The sequence below is a fragment of the Pseudazoarcus sp. NS34 genome, assembly GCF_059703725.1.
The window spans coordinates 150,217-170,014 of record NZ_BAAKIZ010000001.1; the positions used below are offsets into that span (position 1 = coordinate 150,217).

The window sequence follows — 19,798 nt, forward strand, 5'->3', positions numbered from 1 at the left end:
TCAAAACTCCTCAGTGCGCAGCAGCCGGGGCGAGCACCGGCGCTTCGTATGTCTTCTGGCCCGAAACGGTCTTGATCACGTTGTAGAGCATGATGAACATGCCCGACAGGAACAGGATTCCGCCAACCAGACGAATATTCCAGAACGGGTAACTGGCTTTCACGCCCTCGATGAACGAGTAGGTCAGCGTGCCGTCGGCGTTGACTGCACGCCACATCAGACCCTGCGTGACACCGGCGATCCACATCGAGGCGATGTACAGCACGATGCCGATGGTCGCGACCCAGAAGTGCGTGTTGATCAGCGACACCGAGTACATCTCGGTCTTGCCGTACATGCGCGGGATCAGGTAGTACACCGAGCCGATCGAGATCATGGCCACCCAGCCCAGAGCGCCGGAGTGAACGTGGCCGATGGTCCAGTCGGTGTAGTGCGACAGGGCATTGACCGTCTTGATGGCCATCATCGGCCCCTCAAAGGTCGACATGCCGTAGAACGACAGCGACACGATCAGGAACTTCAGGATCGGGTCAGTGCGCAGTTTGTGCCAGGCACCCGACAGGGTCATGATGCCGTTGATCATGCCGCCCCAGCTCGGCGCGAGCAGGATCAGCGAGAACACCATGCCCAGCGACTGGGTCCAGTCGGGCAGCGCGGTGTAATGCAGGTGGTGCGGGCCCGCCCACATGTAGGTGAAGATCAGCGCCCAGAAGTGCACCACCGACAGGCGGTAGGAATACACCGGACGACCAGCCTGCTTCGGCACGAAGTAATACATCATGCCGAGGAAGCCGGCGGTCAGGAAGAAGCCGACCGCGTTGTGGCCGTACCACCACTGAACCATTGCATCCTGCGCGCCGGCGTAGGCCGAGTACGACTTCCAGAACGTCACCGGAATCGCAGCGCTGTTAACAATGTGCAGCAGCGCCACGGTCAGGATGAAGCCACCGAAGAACCAGTTCGCGACGTAGATGTGCGAGACCTTGCGCTTGGCGATGGTGCCGAAGAACACGATGGCGTAAGAGATCCACACCACGGCGATCAGGATGTCGATCGGCCATTCCAGCTCGGCGTATTCCTTGCTCGACGTAAAACCCATCGGCAGCGTGATGGCGGCCAGCACGATGACCGCCTGCCAGCCCCAGAACGTGAACGCGGCCAGCCTCGGCGCGAACAGCGGGGTATGACAGGTTCGCTGGACGACGTAGTACGAGGTCGCAAACAGTGCGCAGCCACCAAACGCGAAGATCACCGCGTTGGTGTGCAGCGGGCGCAAACGCCCAAAGTGGAACCATTCACCGAGTTCGCTCAGGTTGAGCGCCGGCCAAGCCAGCTGGGCAGCAATGAAGACCCCCAGAGACATGCCGACGATGCCCCAGATGACCGTCATCAGGGCGAACTGGCGAACGACTTTGTAGTGGTAAGTCGTCTGCGATTGCACTTGGATTACTCCTCTTGTTTACCGAATCTCACTGCCAGCGGCTTGCCGCCATGCGCACCGGCACGAACATACGCCAAAGCGCCTGAACGGATTTGACCCCGATCAAGCACTGGTTAAATCAATGGTTCTGAATGTAGGTCATGGCCTGCGTTCTTGCCCCGGAGGGCACATCACGACAAAAAAACGGGGTGCGCATGCGCGCACCCCCAACCCCAACAGAGAGACTTGCAATCCATGGCATCGGTAGCGCTGCTGGCGCCACCCGAAAACCACGAGGGCAGTATGTCATCGTGCCCGTGGGGCTGGTTTGATCTGGATCAACCGGGCTCGTTCTTGCCGGATTTCGAGGCTTCTTCCTCTCGTCTGGCGCGCGCTTCCAGTTCTTCCTGTTCTCGCGGGGGGTCTGGATCATCGACGAGGATCCGGAAACCCGGCCCCTCAAGGTCGTCAAACTGGCCACTTCGCAAAGACCGCAAGAATACCACGCCGATCACGAAGACGAGAACGACTGAGAGCGGAATCAACAGGTAAAGACCGAAATCCATGTCAGGCTCCAATGGGCGGTTTGCGCTGCAGGCGCAAGGCATTCAGCACAACCAGCAGCGAACTCAGGGCCATCCCGAGACCCGCCATCCACGGTGTGATGAACCCCGCCATGGCCAGCGGGACCGAAGTGAAATTATAGGCAAACGACCACCACAGGTTCTCGCGCACGATGCGCATGGTGCGTCGGGAGTGCGTGATCGCCGCCGACAGGCCGGCCAGGTTGTTCGACAACAACACCATGTCGCCCTGGTTGCGAGCCAGATCGGTGCCGCCGCCCATCGCCACCGACACCTGAGCCTGCGCCAGCACCGGAGCGTCATTCACGCCATCGCCCACCATCGCAACCAAGGCGCCGGGCTGTGCCTGCCAGTCGGTCACGAAGGCCTGCTTCTGCTCGGGCGTGGCGCCGGCGCGAAGCTCGACAATGCCCAGATGCGCCGCAACCGCCTTGACGGCCGCTTCGCCATCGCCGCTGACCAGCGCCACCGGCACGCCCTCGGCGGTCAGGCGGCGTATCAGCACGGGCGCCTCTTCCCGCGGCGTGTCGGCCAGCCGGAACACCGCCAGCAGGCCCTCTGCCGAGCCGAGTGCAACGACACTCGCTGCACCCGAGCCTGCCGGCAACGGCGCGCAGCCCGACAGCGCCGCCACGAACTCGGGCCGACCGATGCGCAGCAGACGACCTTCAATACGCCCTTCAACGCCCTGCCCGGTCACCGCGCGTGCGTCCTCGACCTGTGGCAGGACTGCAGCGCCGGCAGCGCGCCGCAGCGCGGCCGCAATCGCGTGTTCGGAGCCTTGCTCAAGCGCTGCCGCCAGTCGTCGCGCAGCAGCCTCGTCTCCACCGAACACGTCGATGGCCTCAACGCGCATGTCGCCATGGGTCAGCGTGCCGGTCTTGTCGAAGACGAAACGGTTGGCCTTGGCCAGTGCCTCGATGGCGTGTCCGCGCGTGACCAGCACACCCATGCGCGCCAGCGTGTCGGTTGCCACCGTCAGCGCCGTCGGCGTGGCCAGCGACAATGCGCACGGGCACGCCACGACCAGTACCGATACGAAAATCCACAGTGCGCGATCCGGATCGATGAAGTGCCAGATCACCCAGGTCAGGGCCGATGCGCACAGCAGGGCCGCGATGAAATAGCGCGCCACACGGTCGGCTTGTGTTGCCACCGCCGGGCGCTCCAGTGCGGCGCGGTCGATCAGGCGTCGGATGGCCGCCAGCCGCGTGGCCTCGCCCACACGCACGACCTCGACCACCAGCGGACTGGCGATGTTGATGCTGCCGCCGATGACTTCAGCACCCGCGGCCTTCGCCACCGGACAGCTCTCCCCGGTGAGTAGTGCTTCGTTGGCCGAACTCGCCCCCTCCAGCACCAAGCCATCTACCGGAATGACTTCGCCCGGACGCACCCGCACGCGCTGGCCCGAGGCCAATTGCGACACCGGCACGCGCTCGGCGCTGCCATCCTCGGCCAGCCGCTCGGCAAAGGACGGCAGCACCTTGCCCAGCTCCTCGACACCGCGCACCGCCTTCTGGCGTGCCAGCATCTCGACATAACGCCCGCACAGCAGCAGAAAGACGAACATCGTGACCGAGTCAAAGTACACGTGCGGCCCGCCCGCCACGGTGGCCCACACGCTGGCCAGGAAGGCGCTGCCCACGCCAAGCGCAACAGGCACGTCCATGCCCAGCGAGCGCAGGCGGATGTCGCGCCAGGCGCGGCGGAAGAACGGCGCAGCGGAATAGAACACCACCGGCAGCGTAAGCACCAGACTGGCCCAGCGCATCAGCACCTCGGCCTCGCGCGACAGGTCGTCGCCCGAGGCGATCCATGCCGGGTAGGCGTACATCATCACCTGCATCATGCCGAAGCCGGCCACGAAGACGCGCCACAGCATCGAGCGGCGCTCGCGGTGCGCGACCTGCTCCAGCCGCTCGGCGTCATACGGATAGGCGCGATAGCCGATGGCCTGGATTGCACCGAGGATGGCCGAGAGCTGCGTCGTACGCGTGTCCCAACGCACGCGTGCGCGCCGCGTGGCGTAATTCACCTCGACCAGCGACACGCCGGGCACGGTCTTGACGTGGCGCTCGTTGAGCCACACGCAGGCCGCACAGGTGATGCCTTCAAGTATCAGCGCAGCCTCGCGCTCGTGCTCACCCACCGGCTTGACGAAGTCGGCCTGGAAGTCGGGGTGGTCGAACAGGCCGAGATCCTGCAGTTCGGCCGGCATGGCCTCGCGCACCGGCTCCGGCATGGCATCGCGGTGGCGGTAGTAATCGGTCAGGCCGCTGGCGACGATGGCACTCGCGACGGCCTCGCAGCCGGCACAGCACATGCGCCGCTCGGCCGCATCAATGCGCACCCAGTGTGCGGTCGATGGCGGCACCGGCAGGCCGCAGTGGTAGCAGGATTCGTCCGATGCGGCGGAACTGGCAGGGGATGCTGCGGAGGTCATTGAGGCGGCGCGGCGTCCGCCCCGGCGCAGGGCGCACCGGATCGCGGGCAGAGGCCACTATTTAGCACGATTCCCCGCGCGGCCGCCTTGCGCAGGGTCAAGGGTCCGGCGTTTTGTCAGCGCGTGCGGCGTGCACGTTCCTGCAATTCGCTCAGCGAAACCAGCAGATCGCTGAAGCGCTCGCCCTGCACCGTGACGTGATCACGCAGCAACTGCGCCGCGCGCTCGCCTTCGCCGGCCACGATGGCCGCGGTGATGCCGCCATGTTCGTCGAACGAGGCCTTGACGCGGTCACGCACATGCAACTGCATGCGGCGATACGGCCGCAAACGACGCTGCAGCTGACGCGCCTGCTCGATCAGGAACTGGTTGTGACTGGCCGCATAGATCGCGTGATGAAAACGTTCGTTGAGGTAGAAGTAGGCGTTAGGGTCGCCACCGTCGAGCGCGGCATGGCTCGCCTCGTGCGCGGCCACCAGTTCGGCGCGGCCTTCGGCAGTGAGGCGCCGTGCGGCCAGGCGCGCGCACATGGCTTCCAGCTCGGCCATGACCTCGAACATTTCGCACAGTCGCTGCGGCGACACCTCCACCACCACCGCACCGCGCCGCGGACGCATCTCGACCAGCCCCTCGGAATCGAGCTGGATCAGCGCCTCGCGGATCGGCGTGCGGGAGACGCCGAACTCTTCGGCCAACTCGCTTTCATCCAGACGCATTCCCGGACCATACTCACCGGTGGCAATGCGTTCCTCGATGGTTTCGCGCAGATACTCTGAGCGGCGCGTCGCCACCGGCGGGGTTGCGGGACTGTTCATCGTGCGATCTTCCTCACCTGCGGGCCAAGCTACGTGGACTTGAATCAACTTCATGTTAGGTTATTCTCGTATACAAGAAAGCAATTTTGGAATACAAAATGCATTCACCGGATACCCATGAGGTATGGTCGCCCAGCCGAAGCGACCGACGCGCATGCTAGCAGCATGCCGTGCGCAGGTCCGGCATAACAAGAAACGACAGCTTTTACATTGGAGACAACCAACATGACCCGGAAACTTCCCTCCGTCCGCAGGAACTTCCTGCGTTCCGCCCTGAGCGTAGCTGCAGTCGTCACCCTGGGAGCCGGCATCGTCGGTCAGGCCAGCGCCCAGCAGACCCTGCGCCTGTCGCACCAGTGGTCCACCAACGACATCCGCCACAAGGTCGCACAGATCGTCGCAGACGAGGTCGAGAAAGCCAACGTCGGCCTCGCCATCCAGATATTCCCGAGCCAGGCGCTGTTCAAGGCCAATGACCAGTGGGGCGCAATGACCTCGGGTCGTCTGGACATGACCGTGCTGCCGCTGTCCTATGCCGGCGGCCGTCACCCCGAATTCAACCTCACGCTGATGCCCGGCCTGGTCAAGAACCACGCTCACGCCGTACGCATGAACAGCTCGCCGTTCATGGGCAAGATCGAGGAAATCATCAACAAGGCCGGCGCCGTCACGGTCGCGAAGGGCTGGCTGGCCGGCGGCTTCGCCTCCAAGAAGACCTGCATTCTCGAACCGGACGACGTCAAGGGTCAGCAGATGCGCGCAGCCGGCAAGGCCTTCGAGCAGATGCTCGCCGGCGCCGGCGCGTCAATCGCGTCGATGCCCAGCTCCGAGGTCTACACCGGCATGCAGACGGGTGTGCTGGACGCGGTCAACACCAGTTCGTCGAGCTTCGTCTCATTCCGCCTCTACGAGCAGGTCAAGTGCTATACCCCGGCCGCTGAATACGCGCTGTGGTTCATGTACCAGCCGGTGCTGATGTCCAAGCGCGCCTACGACAACCTCAACGACGCACAGAAAGCCGCAGTCGCTGCTGGCGCCAAGAAGGCCGAGGCTTACTACGCTGAGGAAGCCGCCAAGGAAGACGCCGACTCGGTCGACGTCTTCAAGAAGGCCGGCGTGGAAGTCGTCATGATGAACGAGGCGCAGTTCGGCAAGTGGCGCAAGCTCGCCGAGGCGACCTCGTACAAGGCCTTCAACGAGCAGGTGAAAGGCGGCCAGGAGCTGCTGGATCTGGCTCTGTCGGTCGAGTAATCCCCATCGGGCCGGCGCCTTCAGGCGCCGGCCTTTTCACGTCTCACGCCCCAGAACCGGAGCACGAAGATGCTTCAATATGTCCGTGTCGTGCATGCGCTTTCGCGTCTCTGCGGCATCGCCGCCGCGATGATGATCCTCGCGTCGGTATTCATCGTTTGCCAGCTCGTGTTCATGCGCTATGTGCTCAATGAATCGACCGTGTGGCAGACCGAGATCGTCACCTATCTGATGATCGGCGCGACCATGCTGGGCATGCCTTACGTCCAGTTGCTGCGCGGCCACATCAACGTCGACCTGCTGCCGCTGTACCTGAAAAAGTCGCCGCGCAAGGTCTTGTTCGTTTTCTGCGTGCTGATACAAGTCGTCGCCTGCTCAATCATCGCCTTCTACTCGGCCGAGCTGTTCCTGCAGGCCTGGGACGGCGGCTGGCGCTCGTCGTCGGTATTCGGCACGCCCTTGTGGATTCCCTATCTCGCAATGCCGCTGGGCTTCGGCCTGACGGTGCTGCAATACACCGCTGACCTGATGATGACCACCCGCGTCGACGACCCCTTCCTGCCGGCCAGCCACCAGCCGCTCACGTCAGTCACCAAGGGAGAGCGCTGATGGATCCGCTGCTGCTTTCCCTCTTCGTCCTGATCGCCACCATCGCAGTGCTGTTTTCGGGCATGTCCGTCGGCTATGGCCTGATCATCGTGTCGACGATGTTCATCCTGTGGCAGGACGGCGTGTTCGGCCTGGCCGTGATCCCCGAGGTCATCTTCGGCAAGCTCGACAGCTTCGCCCTGCTGTCCATCCCCATGTTCATCCTGATGGGTGCGGCAGTCGCCTCGTCGCGCGCCGGCGGTGATCTGTACGAGCTGCTCAGCCGTTGGCTGACCCGCGTGCCGGGCGGCCTGGTGGTATCCAACCTCGGCGCCTGCGCGCTGTTCTCGGCCATGTCCGGCTCCTCGCCGGCGACCTGCGCCGCGATCGGCAAGATGGGCATTCCCGAGATGGTCAAGCGCGGTTACCCCAAGGGCGTTGCCGCAGGTTCGATTGCGGCCGGCGGCACGCTGGGCATTCTGATTCCGCCCAGCGTCACGATGATCGTCTACGGCATCTCCACCGAAACCTCGATTGGCCGGCTGTTCATCGCCGGCATCCTGCCCGGCCTGATGCTGACCTGCCTGTTCATGGCCTGGGCAATCTGGTCGACCTCGCGTCAGACCGACGGCGTGATCGTCTCCAACATCAAGTACACGCTCAAGGAACGCCTTGAGCTGATGCCCAAGATCGTGCCCTTCCTGCTGATCATCGTGTTCGTGCTGTGGGCGCTTTATGGCGGCGTGGCAACGCCGTCCGAAGCGGCCGCGGTCGGCGCGCTGGCCTGCCTGGTGCTGGCCATCGTGGTCTACAAGATGTGGAAACCCACGGTGCTGTGGCATGTGTTCCGCGACTGCACCAAGGAGTCGGTGATGATCATGGTCATCATCGGCGCCTCGGGTCTGTTCAGCTTCATGCTCTCCAGCCTGTACATCACGCAGAGCCTGGCGCAGTGGATCATCGACATGAACCTCAACCCGTGGATGCTGATGTTGATGATCAACATCTTCCTGCTGGGTGCGGGTTTCTTCCTGCCGCCGGTCGCGGTGATCCTGATGGCTGCACCGATCCTGCTGCCGATCATCATCGAAGCCGGCTTCGACCCGTACTGGTTCGCGGTGGTGCTGACCATCAACATGGAAATCGGCCTGATCACGCCGCCGGTCGGCCTGAACCTGTTCGTCATCAACGGCATCGCGCCGGACATCAAGCTGCAGACCATCCTGTGGGGCTCGCTGCCCTACGTCGGCTGCATGGTGCTGGCCATCGTGCTGCTGTGCCTGTTCCCGGGCATCGCCACCTGGCTGCCGACCTTCCTGATGGGTCCGGCCGTGTAATACCGACCCGTGCCCGGCGCAAGTCGGACACGCCACGGAGAAACGAAAATGAACGCCAACGATCACCGCCAACCGGGCAACCGGCGAGCCGAGCGCAAGACGCGCGCGGCGCAGCTGGCTACCGGGAAGCGGGTCGAGGCTGCCGACATCGTCGCGCTGCTCGAAGCCGTCATCGAATGTGGCGACCGTGTCTGCGTCGAAGGCAACAACCAGAAGCAGGCGGACTTTCTTGCGCGCTCGCTGGCCGCAGTCGATCCCGAAACGGTGAACGAGCTGCATCTGGTGCAGTCGGTGATCGCCCTGCCCGACCACATTGCGCTGTTCGAGCGCGGCATCGCCAAGGAGGTGGATTTCTCCTTCTCCGGGCCGCAGGCCACGCGGCTCGCGCAACTGGTGTCGGAGGGACGCATCCGCGTTAACGCCATCCACACCTATCTGGAGCTTTTTGCGCGCTACTTCGTCGATCTCACGCCGAACGTGGCGCTGATTGCGGCCGAAGCCGCCGATCGTGACGGCAACTTGTACACAGGCCCGAACACCGAAGACACCCCGGCCATCGTCGAAGCCACAGCCTTTCGCGGCGGCATCGTGATCGCGCAGGTCAATGAGATCCGCGACACCCTGCCGCGTGTGGACATCCCGGCCGACTGGGTCGATTACGTCGTCGAAGCGCCCACGCCGTATTACATCGAGCCGCTGTTCACGCGCGACCCGGCGCAGATCTCCGAGATCCAGGTGCTGATGGCGATGATGGTCATCAAGGGCATCTACGCGCGCTACGGCGTCACGCGGCTCAACCACGGCATCGGCTTCGACACCGCCGCCATCGAGCTGCTGCTGCCGACCTATGCCGAGTCGCTCGGTCTGAAGGGCAAGATCTGCACGCACTGGGCGCTCAACCCGCACCCGGCGCTGATTCCGGCCATCGAGGCGGGCTTCGTGCAATCGGTGCACAGCTTCGGCTCGGAGCTGGGCATGGAAAACTACATCGCCTCACGCCCAGACGTGTTCTTCACCGGCGCCGACGGCTCGATGCGCTCCAATCGCGCCTTCTGCCAGGCGGCCGGCCATTACGCCTGCGACCTCTTTATCGGGTCCACCTTGCAGATCGACCTCGCCGGCAACAGCTCGACAGCCACCAAGGGCCGCATCGCCGGTTTCGGCGGCGCACCCAACATGGGCGCGGACGCGCGCGGCCGACGCCACGAGAGCGAAGCCTGGGTCAAGGCCGGCGAAGAAGCACGTCAGGGCCGCGACGAGATGCCGCGCGGACGCAAGCTGGTGGTGCAGATGGTGCAGACCTTCCGCGAGAAGATGGCGCCGGCCTTCGTCGAACGTCTGGACGCGTGGGACCTGGCCGAAGACATGGGTCTGGCCAACCCGCCGGTGATGATCTACGGCGACGACGTCACCCACATCGTCACCGAGGAAGGCATCGCCAACCTGCTGCTGTGCCGCGACGCCGCCGAGCGCGAACAGGCCATCCGCGGCGTGGCCGGCTACACGCCGGTAGGTCTGGCGCGCGACCGCGCCAAGGTGGCAGAACTTCGCCAGCGCGGCATCATCCAGCGCCCCGAAGATCTGGGCGTCGTGCGGCGCGAGGCCACGCGCGACCTGCTCGCCGCACGCTCGATCAAGGATCTGGTGCGCGCCTCGGGCGGTCTGTACGACCCGCCCAGCCGTTTCCGCAACTGGTGAGCGCCATGGAAAGACTGCACTACGACATTCCCTCGCAAGCTGCCACGCCGCAGCGCGCGCCGGTGCTGGTCGGCGTCACCGCCTCGGGCAATTGCGAGGTGCTGGTCGAGTCGGGCGAGGACGCCGCGCACTGCCGCATCAGCATCCACACCTCGGCCATCGGCTTCGCGCCGATCTGGCAGGCGGTGTTGCGCGACTTCGGCGAGCGCCACGCCGCCGGCGGTCTGGCCATCGAGATCAACGACGTTGGCGCCACCCCGGCGGTGGTCAGCCTGCGCCTCGATCAGGCCCTCGAGGCCTGGGAGGAAACCCATGCGTAAAAGCTACTCCGAGGCTTCCGCGCGCGAGCGCGTGCTTGGCATCCTCGACGCCGGCAGCTTCCACGAATTCGTACCGCCCTCTGAGCGCGCCTCCAGCCCGCATCTGGCGCAACTTGATCAGCCGGTGGCCTTCGACGACGGTCTGATCGCCGGGCGCGGCCTGCTCGAAGGCAAACCGGTGCTCATCGCGGCGCAGGAAGGACGCTTTCTCGGCGGGGCCGTCGGCGAGGTGCACGGCGCCAAGCTGGTCGGCCTGATCGGCCGCGCGGTGGAAGAAAAGCCCGCCGCCGTGCTGATCCTGTTCGACTCCGGCGGCGTGCGCCTGCACGAAGCCAACGCCGGCCTGATCGCCGTGTCCGAGATCCTGCGCGCGATCTGCGCTGCGCGCGTCGAGGGCGTACGCTTTGTCGGCCTGGTGGGCGGCTCGGCTGGCTGCTTCGGCGGCACGGGCCTGGTCGCACGCTGCTGCGACGCCATCGCCATGTCCGAGGAAGGCCGGCTGGCCATGTCCGGCCCCGAGGTGATCGAAACCGTGCATGGCGTCGAGGAATTCGACGCACGCGACCGCGCGCTGGTGTGGCGCGTCACCGGCGGCAAACACCGCTATCTGCTGGGCGACGCGAGCCGCATCTGCGAAGACGACGTCGCCGACTTCCGTGTCGCGGCCATCGCGCTGAGCGACGGTCCCGCCGGCCTCACGCTGGAAGACGTCGAAGCCGAACACGCCCGGCTCGCCGCGCGCTGGGAAGCCTTCTCCGACTGCGACGACGGACTGGATGTCTGGCGCCGCCTCGGCGTTGCGCACCCCGAAAACGTGTCGATGCTCGACACCGCGGACTTCGTGGCCATGGCCGACGCCACCACCGGGAGGGCCCTGCCGTGACACGCAACGAACTGCTGGAGGCTTTTTTCAGCGACACGGGCTGGACGCCGCGCACGCTCGACGACCATTACTTCGACGGCCGCGCCCGCATCGGTGATGAAACCGTCACCATCATCGGCACCTCGGAGCGCGCCGAAGTCGGCGTCGACCTGTGCCTGCGCATGGCCGCGGCCGTGCTCGACACGGTGCGCAGACACCCCGGCGAGGCCATCGTGTTCTTCCTCGACACGCAAGGTCAGCGCCTGCGCCGCCGCGACGAACTGCTCGGCCTCAATGGCTACATGGCGCATCTGGCCAAGTGCTGCGAGGTTGCCCGCCGCAAGGGCCACCCGCTGCTCTCCGTGGTGTATGGCGAAGCCGTGTCCGGCGGCTACCTCACCACCGGCATGATGGCGGACGCCTGCTATGCCGTGTCCGGCGCCGAGATCAAGGTCATGAACCTGCCGGCCATGGCGCGCATCACCAAGGTGCCGCTGGAGAAACTGCAGGCGCTCGCCAAGGATTCCCCGGTGTTCTCGCCCGGCGTCGACAACTACCTGCGCATGGGCCACCTGCGCGCGGTGTGGAGCAGCGACCACGCCAGCCGGCTGGCCGAGGCGCTGGCCGAACTGCGCGCCGCGCCCAGCCTCGTGGACCAGCGCATGCAGCTCGGGCTGGAGCGCGGTGGCCGGCTCGCCGCTGCGCCGCTGGCCGAACGTATCGCCCATGGCTGACCTCGCTCCTGCCCGGCACGACCTGATCTGGCTCGAAGCCGACGCGGCGGCGCACGCCCGTGCCATGCCCGGCTGCGCCGCGGCGCTGACCGATGCCGGCATGCGCCTGTCGGAATGGGCCGCCGCCGGCCGGCCGCTGGTGCTGTCGCGCCAGCCGCGCGAACTGGCCCCCGGCCGCACCTTGCTCGGCCTGCCGCTGCCGCCTTCGGCCGGCAAGCACCGCATCGCCTTCGACGTGCCGACCTCGCGCATCGCGCGTCGCGCACCACCGCCCCCACTGCGTGCCATCACCACCCTGCTGCCGACACACTGGCAGCCGACACTGCAGGCGCTCAACGGCCACACCGATATTGCCGCGACCGCCCCGCGAGCCTATGGCTCGGCCGCCATGCAGGCCGTCACCGGCATTGCCTGCCTGGGAGAGGATTCCGACCTCGACCTGCTGCTCAAGCCGAGCAGTCGCGAGGCCGCCGAGCGAGCGCTCGACGCCCTCGGCGGTCTCCTCGCGCGCGGCACCTGCCCGACACTCGATGGCGAGATGATTGACCGCCACGGCCGCGCCGCCAGCTGGCGCGAACTGCTGATCGGCACACGCCAGATCCTGTTCAAGCACATTGATCACGTCGGTATGACCACGCGCGAGGACTTCCTCACCGGCTGCGAGGCAGGGCCGGCATGAACTTCGCGCAGCGCATCGATAACGCGGCCTGGAACGCGCTGGTCTTCGAGCTGACCCTGGCACCCAAACCCGGCCTGGTCACGCCGTTCTCGAACGGCAGCCATGGCGACATGAATCACCGCCACTTCAGCGCCAGCATCGAGTCACTATCCGGGTTTTTCGGTGACTGCGCCCGCCTTGCCGCAGCCGGCGCCGACCTGTTCACGCTGCAGTTGCGCGGCAGGCAGGCCGAGAGCGCGATGTTCAGTGCCACCCGTGGCGTCAACACGCACAAAGGCGCGGTATTCACGCTCGGTCTGCTGGCTGCCGCAGCCGGTGTGCAGCAGGCCCGCGGCGAACTGCTGCCCGAACAGCTCGGCAACGTCGTGGCCGAGGAATGGGGCAATGCCCTGCTGGACGCAGCCGAGCAGGCGCCGGCCGACACCCACGGCGTGCATGTGCGCCGCAATCTGGGCCTGCCCGGCGCGCGCGAACAGGCCGCAAACGGTTTTCCGGTGCTGTTCGAAACCACCCTGCCGGCTCTGCGCGAAGCCCGCCGACGCCTCGGCAAGGACCCGCGCGCGCTGCTGCACGCCCTGATCGCCACCATCGCCGTGCTGCCCGACAGCAACCTCGCCCACCGCGGCGGGCGCAGCGGGCTGGAGTGGGCACAGTACGCGGCAGCCGATTTCATCACCCGCGGCAGCGTCTTCAATGCCAGCGGGCAACGCCGTCTCAAGGCGCTGTGCGGCGCATTCGAGCGCCGCTGGCTGAGCCCCGGCGGCAGCGCCGACCTGCTGGCGGCGGCCCTGTTCATCGACGGCATTTCGGCGCCCTGCCCGCTCGCCCAACGCAGCGAGGCAACCACCGCATGAGTCTGTGCTGGCTATGTCCCGGACAGGGAAGCCAGACGCCCGACATGCTGGCGCAACTGGCGGATGACGATCTCGCCGCGCCGGTGCTGGCCAGACTGTCGCGCCACGTCGCGCCCGACACACTGGCGCAGGCCGCCGACCCCGAACACTGTTTCGACAACCACCACGCCCAACCGCTGATCGTGCTGTACGGCTTGAGCGTGGCCGAAGCCCTGCGCGCGGCGGGCATCACGCCCGGCGTGGTGGCCGGCTACAGCGTCGGCGAACTCACCGCCCACGGCGCAGCGCAAGGCCTCGCGGCGCACACCGCGCTGAGCCTCGCACGCCGACGCGCCGAATGCATGGATGCCGCCTCCCCGCCCGATCACGGCCTACTCGCAGTGCGCGGTGTCGCCGTCGAAGCGCTGCGCGTGCAGGCCGAGGCCGCCGGGGCGGTGCTGTCGATCACCAATTCAGCCGATCACGCCGTGCTGGCCGGACCGCGCACGGCGCTCGATGCGCTCGCCGCGACGCTGGCGGCGCAAGGTGCGCACGTCGTGCCACTGGCGGTCAGCGTGCCGGCCCACTCGCACTGGCTCGCGTCAGCAGTCGTGCCGTTCCGCGAGGCGCTTCAAGCCGCCGACTGGCAAGCGCAGGCTGCGCCGGTGCCCGCGTGTGTCGATGGCCGCAACGCAAGCTCAAGCCGCCAGGCCGTCGAGGCGCTGTCGCGCCAGCTCGACGAACCGCTGGACTGGGCGCGCGTGCTCGACGTCGCGCGCGAACTCGGCGCCACCCTGTTCTTTGAACTCGGACCGGGCGACAGCCTGACCCGGATGGTGCGCGAGCATCACCCGGACCTCGAAGCGCGCGCGCTGTCCGATTTCGCCACCCTGCGCGGAGCGGCCGCCTGGCTGGCCCGCGCCACACGCTGAACCACGGCGGCTCGACCGCCCTGCAACCCGGAGAGTCCCCATGACCCAGGCCAAAATCGTACAGATCACCGAAGCCGGCGCACCGGAAGTAATGAAGCTCGTCAGTGTCGAACTGCCCGCCCCCGCTGCCAACGAGGTGCGTCTGCGCCAGAGCGCGATCGGCTTCAACTTCATCGACACCTATCAGCGCAGCGGCTATTACCCGGTGCCGATGCCCGGCGGCCTGGGGCATGAAGCCGCCGGCGTGGTCGAAGCCGTTGGCGCCGACGTGAAAGACCTCAAGGTCGATGACCGGGTGGCCTACATGAACGCCGGTCTGGGCGCCTATGCCACCCACCGCAACGTCCCCGCCGACAAGCTGGTGAAGCTGCCCGACGCGGTGTCCGACGAGCAAGCCGCCGCGCTGATCTTCAAGGGCATGACCGCTCAGTACCTGCTGCGTCGCACCTACCGCGTTCAGCCCGGCGACATCGTGCTGGTGCATGCCGCCGCCGGTGGCGTTGGCCAGATTCTGTCGCGCTGGGCCAAGGCGCTGGGTGCCACGGTGATCGGCACCGCCGGCTCGCCGGCCAAGTGCCAGGCTGCGCTGGCCGCCGGTTGTGACGCCGCCATCGACTACTCGCAGCCGGACTGGGTGCAGCAGGTGATCGACGCCACCGGCGGCAAGAAGGCGCGCGTGGTGTACGACTCGGTGGCCAAAACGACCTTCCTCGGCTCGCTCGACTGCGCCGCGCCCTTCGGCCTGGTCGTTCTGTACGGCGCGGCCTCCGGGCCTGCGCCCGACATCCATCCGGAGATTCTCAACAAGAAAGGCTGTTTGTTTCTGACGCGGCCGTCGGTTTTCCCGCACAACGCCAAGCCGGAGATCTTCCGCGAGAACGCACGCGAAGTGATGGACGCCATTGTCGCCGGCACCGTTACCGCCCCGATCGGCGCGCGTTTCACGCTGGACGACATCGTTGCCGCCCACCGCGCCGCAGAGGCCCGCAGCTATAGCGGTGCAATGGTGATCACGGCGTGAATTTTGCACCCCCGCGCGCGTCATTGCGGGGCGTAGACTGAAGTTGTTGCGTGCGCGGCCGATAAGCCAGTCAAGGAGTGCGCCGGTCGACCGATCGGTGCTTACTTCAGCCACCCTTGGAGTACCGTGATGAAAATGCTGCTCGCCCCAGGTATTGCACTGTGCAACCGGCTCGGCCACGGTCAGAAATACGGACTGGTTACCGCACTGTTGCTGCTGCCGCTTGCCATCCGCGGCTACGAGATCGCGCAGGGCGGCGGTGCGCTCTGGCTCAGTGTCGTGGCACTGAGCGCCACGCTGATCGCGCTCTACTTACTCGCCGCACTGGCGCACACGCAAGGCGAAACCGCGCAGGCTTTTTCCGTCGCCATCGCCCGCTTCGCCAAGGGCGACCTTTCCGCCCGCGTCAAGCTCGAAGGGCGCGACGAGATGGCCCGCGTGGCGAAGTCCTTCAACGATATGGGCAAGGAGATCAAGCGCATGATCGCGCGCGTCTCGGGCCATGCCGAAGAAGTTGCCGAGGCCGCCAGCAAACTCTCCCAGCGCAGCGCCGAAGTGCGCTCCGGCAGCCACCAGCAGAACGACGCCACTACCAGCGTGGCCGCCGCCATGCAGGAAATGACGCAGAGCGTTGCGCAGGTCTCCGGCCATGCCGGCGACACCGAAAGCGCCTCGGAAACAGCCTGTCGCCTGTCTGAAGACGGCGAACGCGTGGTCCGCGAGGCCTCTACCGAAATGGAACGCATCGCCGAGGCCTTCAGCCATTCGGCCGAGCAGATCAGCGAACTCGGCGGGCGCACCGACGAAATCAGCAAGATCGTGCAGGTCATCCGCGATATCGCCGACCAGACCAACCTGCTCGCGCTCAATGCCGCCATCGAAGCCGCCCGCGCCGGCGAACAAGGCCGCGGCTTCGCGGTGGTGGCTGACGAAGTACGCAAACTGGCCGAGCGCACCGGCAACGCCACCGCCGAAATCGGCGAAATGATCGGCGTCATCCAGCACAGCACGCAGTCGGTGGTGTCGGGCATGGAAGCCGGCGTCGGCCAGGTGTCGCACGGCGTGGAGCTGGCCTCTCGCGCCGGCGACTCGCTGTCGCACATCAACAAGGGCGCTCACGAAACCCTGCGCATGGTGCGCGACATTGCCGCCGCGGTGAAGGAACAGAGCACCGTCTCCAGCGACATCTCGGAGAGCGTGGAGCGCATCTCCAGCATGCTGCAGAGCGGCAGCGTGGCCGTCGACCACATGTCCGGCGAAGCCGACCGCCTCGACACCGTCGCCGCCAGCCTCAAGGAAGCCATCAGCCGCTTCTCCGGTGGCACCGCCAACGAAGCCTCGCAGCTCGTCGAGCGCGCCGCCGCGCTCTACACCAGCCGCGGCCAGCAGGCGGCCTTCGAGGCCTTCTGCGATCCGCATGGCGAGTTCGTGCAGCGCGATCTCTACATCTTCGTGTACGACATGGACGGCGTCGTGCGCGCCCACGGTGGCAACCCCACGCTCATCGGCAACAACATGCGCGAAGCCAAGGACGCCAAGGGCGCTCACTTCATCCAGGACCGCATCCGCATCGCCCAGCAGGCCGGCAGCGGCTGGCAGGACTACATGTTCAAGAACCCGGAGACCGGCGAGATCGAAGCCAAGACCTCGTTCATCCGGCGCGTGGATGACTTCATCTTCGGCTGCGGGGTGTACAAGTAGGCGTTGAACACTGCGCATCCACCGACCACGGCCCGGCCAAGCCCGGGCCGTTCGTTTTTGGGAGGTGTTTGCCCGCGCCTCAACGCACTGCAGTTTCACGAATCGTGCACCGCAGCGTATCCTGACAAACGCAGGCTATCTGCCCCAAAGGGGCCTGGGACGGACTTCTGGAGAGTGCTGCATGTCGATTGACTGGAAAAGCTACGACCCTTCACCGTTCTACGACGAGCTGATCGCCGGGCGGGGCAAACCGCGGGCCGCCGGCAGGATGCTGACCGACTACCTCGCCGGACTCGGCGCGGACGAAATCCAGGCGCGCAAGAAGGCCGCCGAGCTCGCCATCATCGAGATGGGCATCAGCTTCACGGTGTATAGCGAAGGCGAGAACATCGACCGCGCCTGGCCATTCGACATCATTCCGCGCGTGATCCCGCGCAAGGAATGGCGCCAGGTCGAGGCCGGGCTGACGCAGCGCCTTACTGCGCTGAACCTGTTCATCCAGGATCTGTACAACGAGCAACGCATCGTGCGCGACAAGGTGCTGCCCGAGTACGTACTGGCGCAGTCGAAGAACTTCCGAGAGCAGTGCCGCGGCTTCACGCCGCCGCTGGGCGTGTGGGCGCATATCTGCGGCTCGGACCTGGTGCGCGACGGCGATGGCACGATCTACGTGCTCGAAGACAATCTGCGCGTGCCGTCCGGCGTGTCGTACATGATCGAAAACCGCCACGTCACCAAGCGCGTGTTCCCGGAGCTGTTCGAGAACACCTCGATCCTGCCGGTGGACGAGTACCCGTCGCAGCTCTTCGACATGCTGGCGGCGCTCTCCCCTCGTCCGCAGGACTACCCCAACGTGGTGGTGCTGACGCCGGGCATCTTCAACTCGGCCTATTTCGAACACTCGTATCTGGCACAGCGCATGGGTGCGCAACTGGTCGAGGGCGCCGACCTGGAAGTCGGTGATGACGACTGCGTGTACATGCGCACCATCGGCGGGCTGGAACGGGTGGACGTGATCTACCGCCGCATCGACGACGAATTCATCGACCCCGAGGCCTTCAAGGCGGATTCCATGCTCGGCGTGCGCGGGCTGATGCGCGCCTGGCGAGCCGGCAATGTGGCGATTGCCAATGCACCGGGCGCCGGCGTAGCCGACGACAAGGTGATGTATGCCTTCGTGCCGGCGATGATCCGCTACTACCTCGACGAGGAACCGATCATCCCCAACGTGCCGACCTTCCTGTGCGTGGACAAGAAGGATCGCGAACACGTCATCGCCAACCTCGAACATCTGGTGATCAAGCCGGCCAACGAGTCCGGCGGCTACGGCATGCTGGTCGGGCCGCACTCGACGAAGAAGCAGCGCACCGAATTCGCCCGCCTGATCCGCAAGGACCCGCGCAACTACGTCGCCCAGCCGACCCTTGCGCTGTCGGTGGCGCCCACGCTGTGCGACGAAGGCCTGGCACCACGACACATCGACCTGCGCCCCTTCATCCTGCAGGGCGTACGCACCGACGTGACGCCGGGCGGGCTGACGCGCGTGGCGATGAAGCGCGGCTCGCTGGTGGTCAATTCCTCCCAGGGTGGCGGCAGCAAGGACACCTGGATCGTGGACGAGGAGAACTGAGATGCTATCCAGAGTCGCCGAACGCCTGTACTGGATGGCGCGCTACATCGAGCGCGCCGAGAACACCTCGCGCATGGTCATGGCCTTCAACACGCTGTCGCTGGACATGCCGAAGTCGTTCGAACTGTCGTGGAAGGAGCTGGTCGCGGTGACCGGCATGGACGCGCTGTTCGAAGAGCGTTACCAGCGCGAGGACGACCGCAACTGCGTCAAATTCCTGATCGCCGATGCGTGGAACCCGGGTTCCATCCTGAGCACGCTGCGCAGTGCCCGCGAGAACGTGCGCACCACGCGCGACCTGGTGCCGACCGAGGGCTGGGAGATCGTCAACGAGCTCTACCTCTTCGCGCGCGACAACGCCGACCAGGGCGTGAGCAAGCGAGGCCGGCACGAATTCCTGTCCGAAATCGTGCAGCGCTGCCAGACGCTCAACGGCCTCATGGCAGGCTGCATGAGCCATGACGCGGCCTATGATTTCATCCGGCTGGGCTACAACATCGAACGCGCCGACATGGCCACGCGTCAGATCGACGTCGGCGCGCTGCGCCTGCTGGCGCGCGAAAGCGACGAGGCCGAGCCTTACGAGGGCCTGCTGTGGACCAGCATCCTGCGCTCGCAAAGTGCCTTCCAGATGTATCGTCAGCACGTCAAACGGCGCGTCAATGGCGGAGACGTCGTGCGCTACCTGCTGCAGGATGCCGATTTTCCGCGCTCGGTCGCACACGCGCTGTCGCGCTGCGAGAATGCACTCGACTGCCTGCCCAACAACGAGTTGCCGCTGCGCATGGCCATTGAGGCACGGCGCCACGCGCAGGACGCCGACGTACCGAAGCTGATCACCGACAACGCCCTGCACGGCTTCATGGATCGCGTGCAACTCGAAGTCGGCGAACTGCACGAATCCATTGCCACCTGCTGGTTCCCGCGCGACGCGGCATGAACACTGC

At 65.9% G+C, this 19,798-nt stretch carries 18 protein-coding genes; 14 read left to right on the forward strand and 4 right to left on the reverse strand.

Annotation, left to right across the window (positions count from 1 at the left end):
* Positions 1-10 precede the first annotated feature (10 nt).
* From ccoN to AC6H0N_RS00760, 4 genes are all read right to left on the reverse strand, one after another.
* Positions 11-1,441 (reverse strand): cytochrome-c oxidase, cbb3-type subunit I, encoded by a 1,431-nt coding sequence (gene ccoN / locus AC6H0N_RS00745; RefSeq protein ID WP_497572137.1) that lies wholly within the window; start codon positions 1,439-1,441, stop codon positions 11-13.
* A gap of 317 nt (positions 1,442-1,758) precedes the next feature.
* Entirely contained in the window at positions 1,759-1,986 is a 228-nt protein-coding gene (ccoS, locus tag AC6H0N_RS00750) for a cbb3-type cytochrome oxidase assembly protein CcoS (protein WP_497572138.1), read from the reverse strand.
* 1 nt (position 1,987) lies between these two features.
* Complete coding sequence (locus tag AC6H0N_RS00755) at positions 1,988-4,450, reverse strand: heavy metal translocating P-type ATPase (RefSeq protein ID WP_497572139.1); 2,463 nt, start codon at positions 4,448-4,450, stop codon at positions 1,988-1,990.
* Between the two features lie 116 nt (positions 4,451-4,566).
* The gene (locus tag AC6H0N_RS00760; protein ID WP_497572140.1) at positions 4,567-5,265 is read right to left on the reverse strand and encodes a GntR family transcriptional regulator; all 699 of its coding nucleotides are present in this window, start codon (positions 5,263-5,265) and stop codon (positions 4,567-4,569) included.
* 225 nt (positions 5,266-5,490) lie between these two features.
* Here AC6H0N_RS00760 and dctP point away from each other — a divergent pair, with 225 nt between their 5' ends.
* From dctP to AC6H0N_RS00830, 14 genes are all read left to right on the forward strand, one after another.
* Positions 5,491-6,516, forward strand: coding sequence for a TRAP transporter substrate-binding protein DctP (gene dctP / locus AC6H0N_RS00765; RefSeq protein WP_497572141.1), 1,026 nt, complete (start codon positions 5,491-5,493; stop codon positions 6,514-6,516).
* A gap of 69 nt (positions 6,517-6,585) precedes the next feature.
* A complete protein-coding gene (locus AC6H0N_RS00770; protein WP_497572142.1) occupies positions 6,586-7,125 on the forward strand; it encodes a TRAP transporter small permease subunit in 540 nt (179 codons plus the stop codon).
* On the forward strand, positions 7,125-8,441 hold the full coding sequence (locus tag AC6H0N_RS00775) for a TRAP transporter large permease (protein ID WP_497572143.1): 1,317 nt from the start codon (positions 7,125-7,127) through the stop codon (positions 8,439-8,441). Before AC6H0N_RS00770 ends, AC6H0N_RS00775 begins: the two co-directional genes overlap by 1 nt.
* Positions 8,442-8,489: 48 nt before the next feature.
* Positions 8,490-10,139, forward strand: a complete 1,650-nt coding sequence (gene mdcA, locus AC6H0N_RS00780) for a malonate decarboxylase subunit alpha (RefSeq protein WP_497572144.1) — start codon at positions 8,490-8,492, stop codon at positions 10,137-10,139.
* Between the two features lie 5 nt (positions 10,140-10,144).
* Complete coding sequence (gene mdcC / locus AC6H0N_RS00785) at positions 10,145-10,459, forward strand: malonate decarboxylase acyl carrier protein (protein ID WP_497572145.1); 315 nt, start codon at positions 10,145-10,147, stop codon at positions 10,457-10,459.
* Positions 10,452-11,342 (forward strand): biotin-independent malonate decarboxylase subunit beta, encoded by an 891-nt coding sequence (locus AC6H0N_RS00790; protein ID WP_497572146.1) that lies wholly within the window; start codon positions 10,452-10,454, stop codon positions 11,340-11,342. Before mdcC ends, AC6H0N_RS00790 begins: the two co-directional genes overlap by 8 nt.
* Positions 11,339-12,055 (forward strand): biotin-independent malonate decarboxylase subunit gamma, encoded by a 717-nt coding sequence (locus tag AC6H0N_RS00795; protein WP_497572147.1) that lies wholly within the window; start codon positions 11,339-11,341, stop codon positions 12,053-12,055. The genes AC6H0N_RS00790 and AC6H0N_RS00795 overlap by 4 nt, the downstream gene beginning before the upstream one ends.
* The gene (gene mdcG / locus AC6H0N_RS00800; protein ID WP_497572148.1) at positions 12,048-12,734 is read left to right on the forward strand and encodes a malonate decarboxylase holo-[acyl-carrier-protein] synthase; all 687 of its coding nucleotides are present in this window, start codon (positions 12,048-12,050) and stop codon (positions 12,732-12,734) included. Before AC6H0N_RS00795 ends, mdcG begins: the two co-directional genes overlap by 8 nt.
* Positions 12,731-13,588 (forward strand): triphosphoribosyl-dephospho-CoA synthase, encoded by an 858-nt coding sequence (locus AC6H0N_RS00805; protein WP_497572149.1) that lies wholly within the window; start codon positions 12,731-12,733, stop codon positions 13,586-13,588. The genes mdcG and AC6H0N_RS00805 overlap by 4 nt, the downstream gene beginning before the upstream one ends.
* Positions 13,585-14,499 (forward strand): ACP S-malonyltransferase, encoded by a 915-nt coding sequence (locus AC6H0N_RS00810; RefSeq protein WP_497572150.1) that lies wholly within the window; start codon positions 13,585-13,587, stop codon positions 14,497-14,499. The genes AC6H0N_RS00805 and AC6H0N_RS00810 overlap by 4 nt, the downstream gene beginning before the upstream one ends.
* 40 nt (positions 14,500-14,539) lie before the next feature.
* A complete protein-coding gene (locus AC6H0N_RS00815; RefSeq protein WP_497572151.1) occupies positions 14,540-15,520 on the forward strand; it encodes a quinone oxidoreductase family protein in 981 nt (326 codons plus the stop codon).
* Between the two features lie 129 nt (positions 15,521-15,649).
* Positions 15,650-17,221: a methyl-accepting chemotaxis protein gene (locus AC6H0N_RS00820; protein WP_497572152.1), complete on the forward strand. Its 1,572-nt coding sequence runs from the start codon at positions 15,650-15,652 to the stop codon at positions 17,219-17,221.
* 181 nt (positions 17,222-17,402) lie between these two features.
* Entirely contained in the window at positions 17,403-18,851 is a 1,449-nt protein-coding gene (locus AC6H0N_RS00825) for a circularly permuted type 2 ATP-grasp protein (protein WP_497572153.1), read from the forward strand.
* Position 18,852: 1 nt separating this feature from the next.
* Positions 18,853-19,791, forward strand: a complete 939-nt coding sequence (locus tag AC6H0N_RS00830) for an alpha-E domain-containing protein (RefSeq protein WP_497572154.1) — start codon at positions 18,853-18,855, stop codon at positions 19,789-19,791.
* The last annotated feature ends 7 nt before the right edge of the window (positions 19,792-19,798 follow it).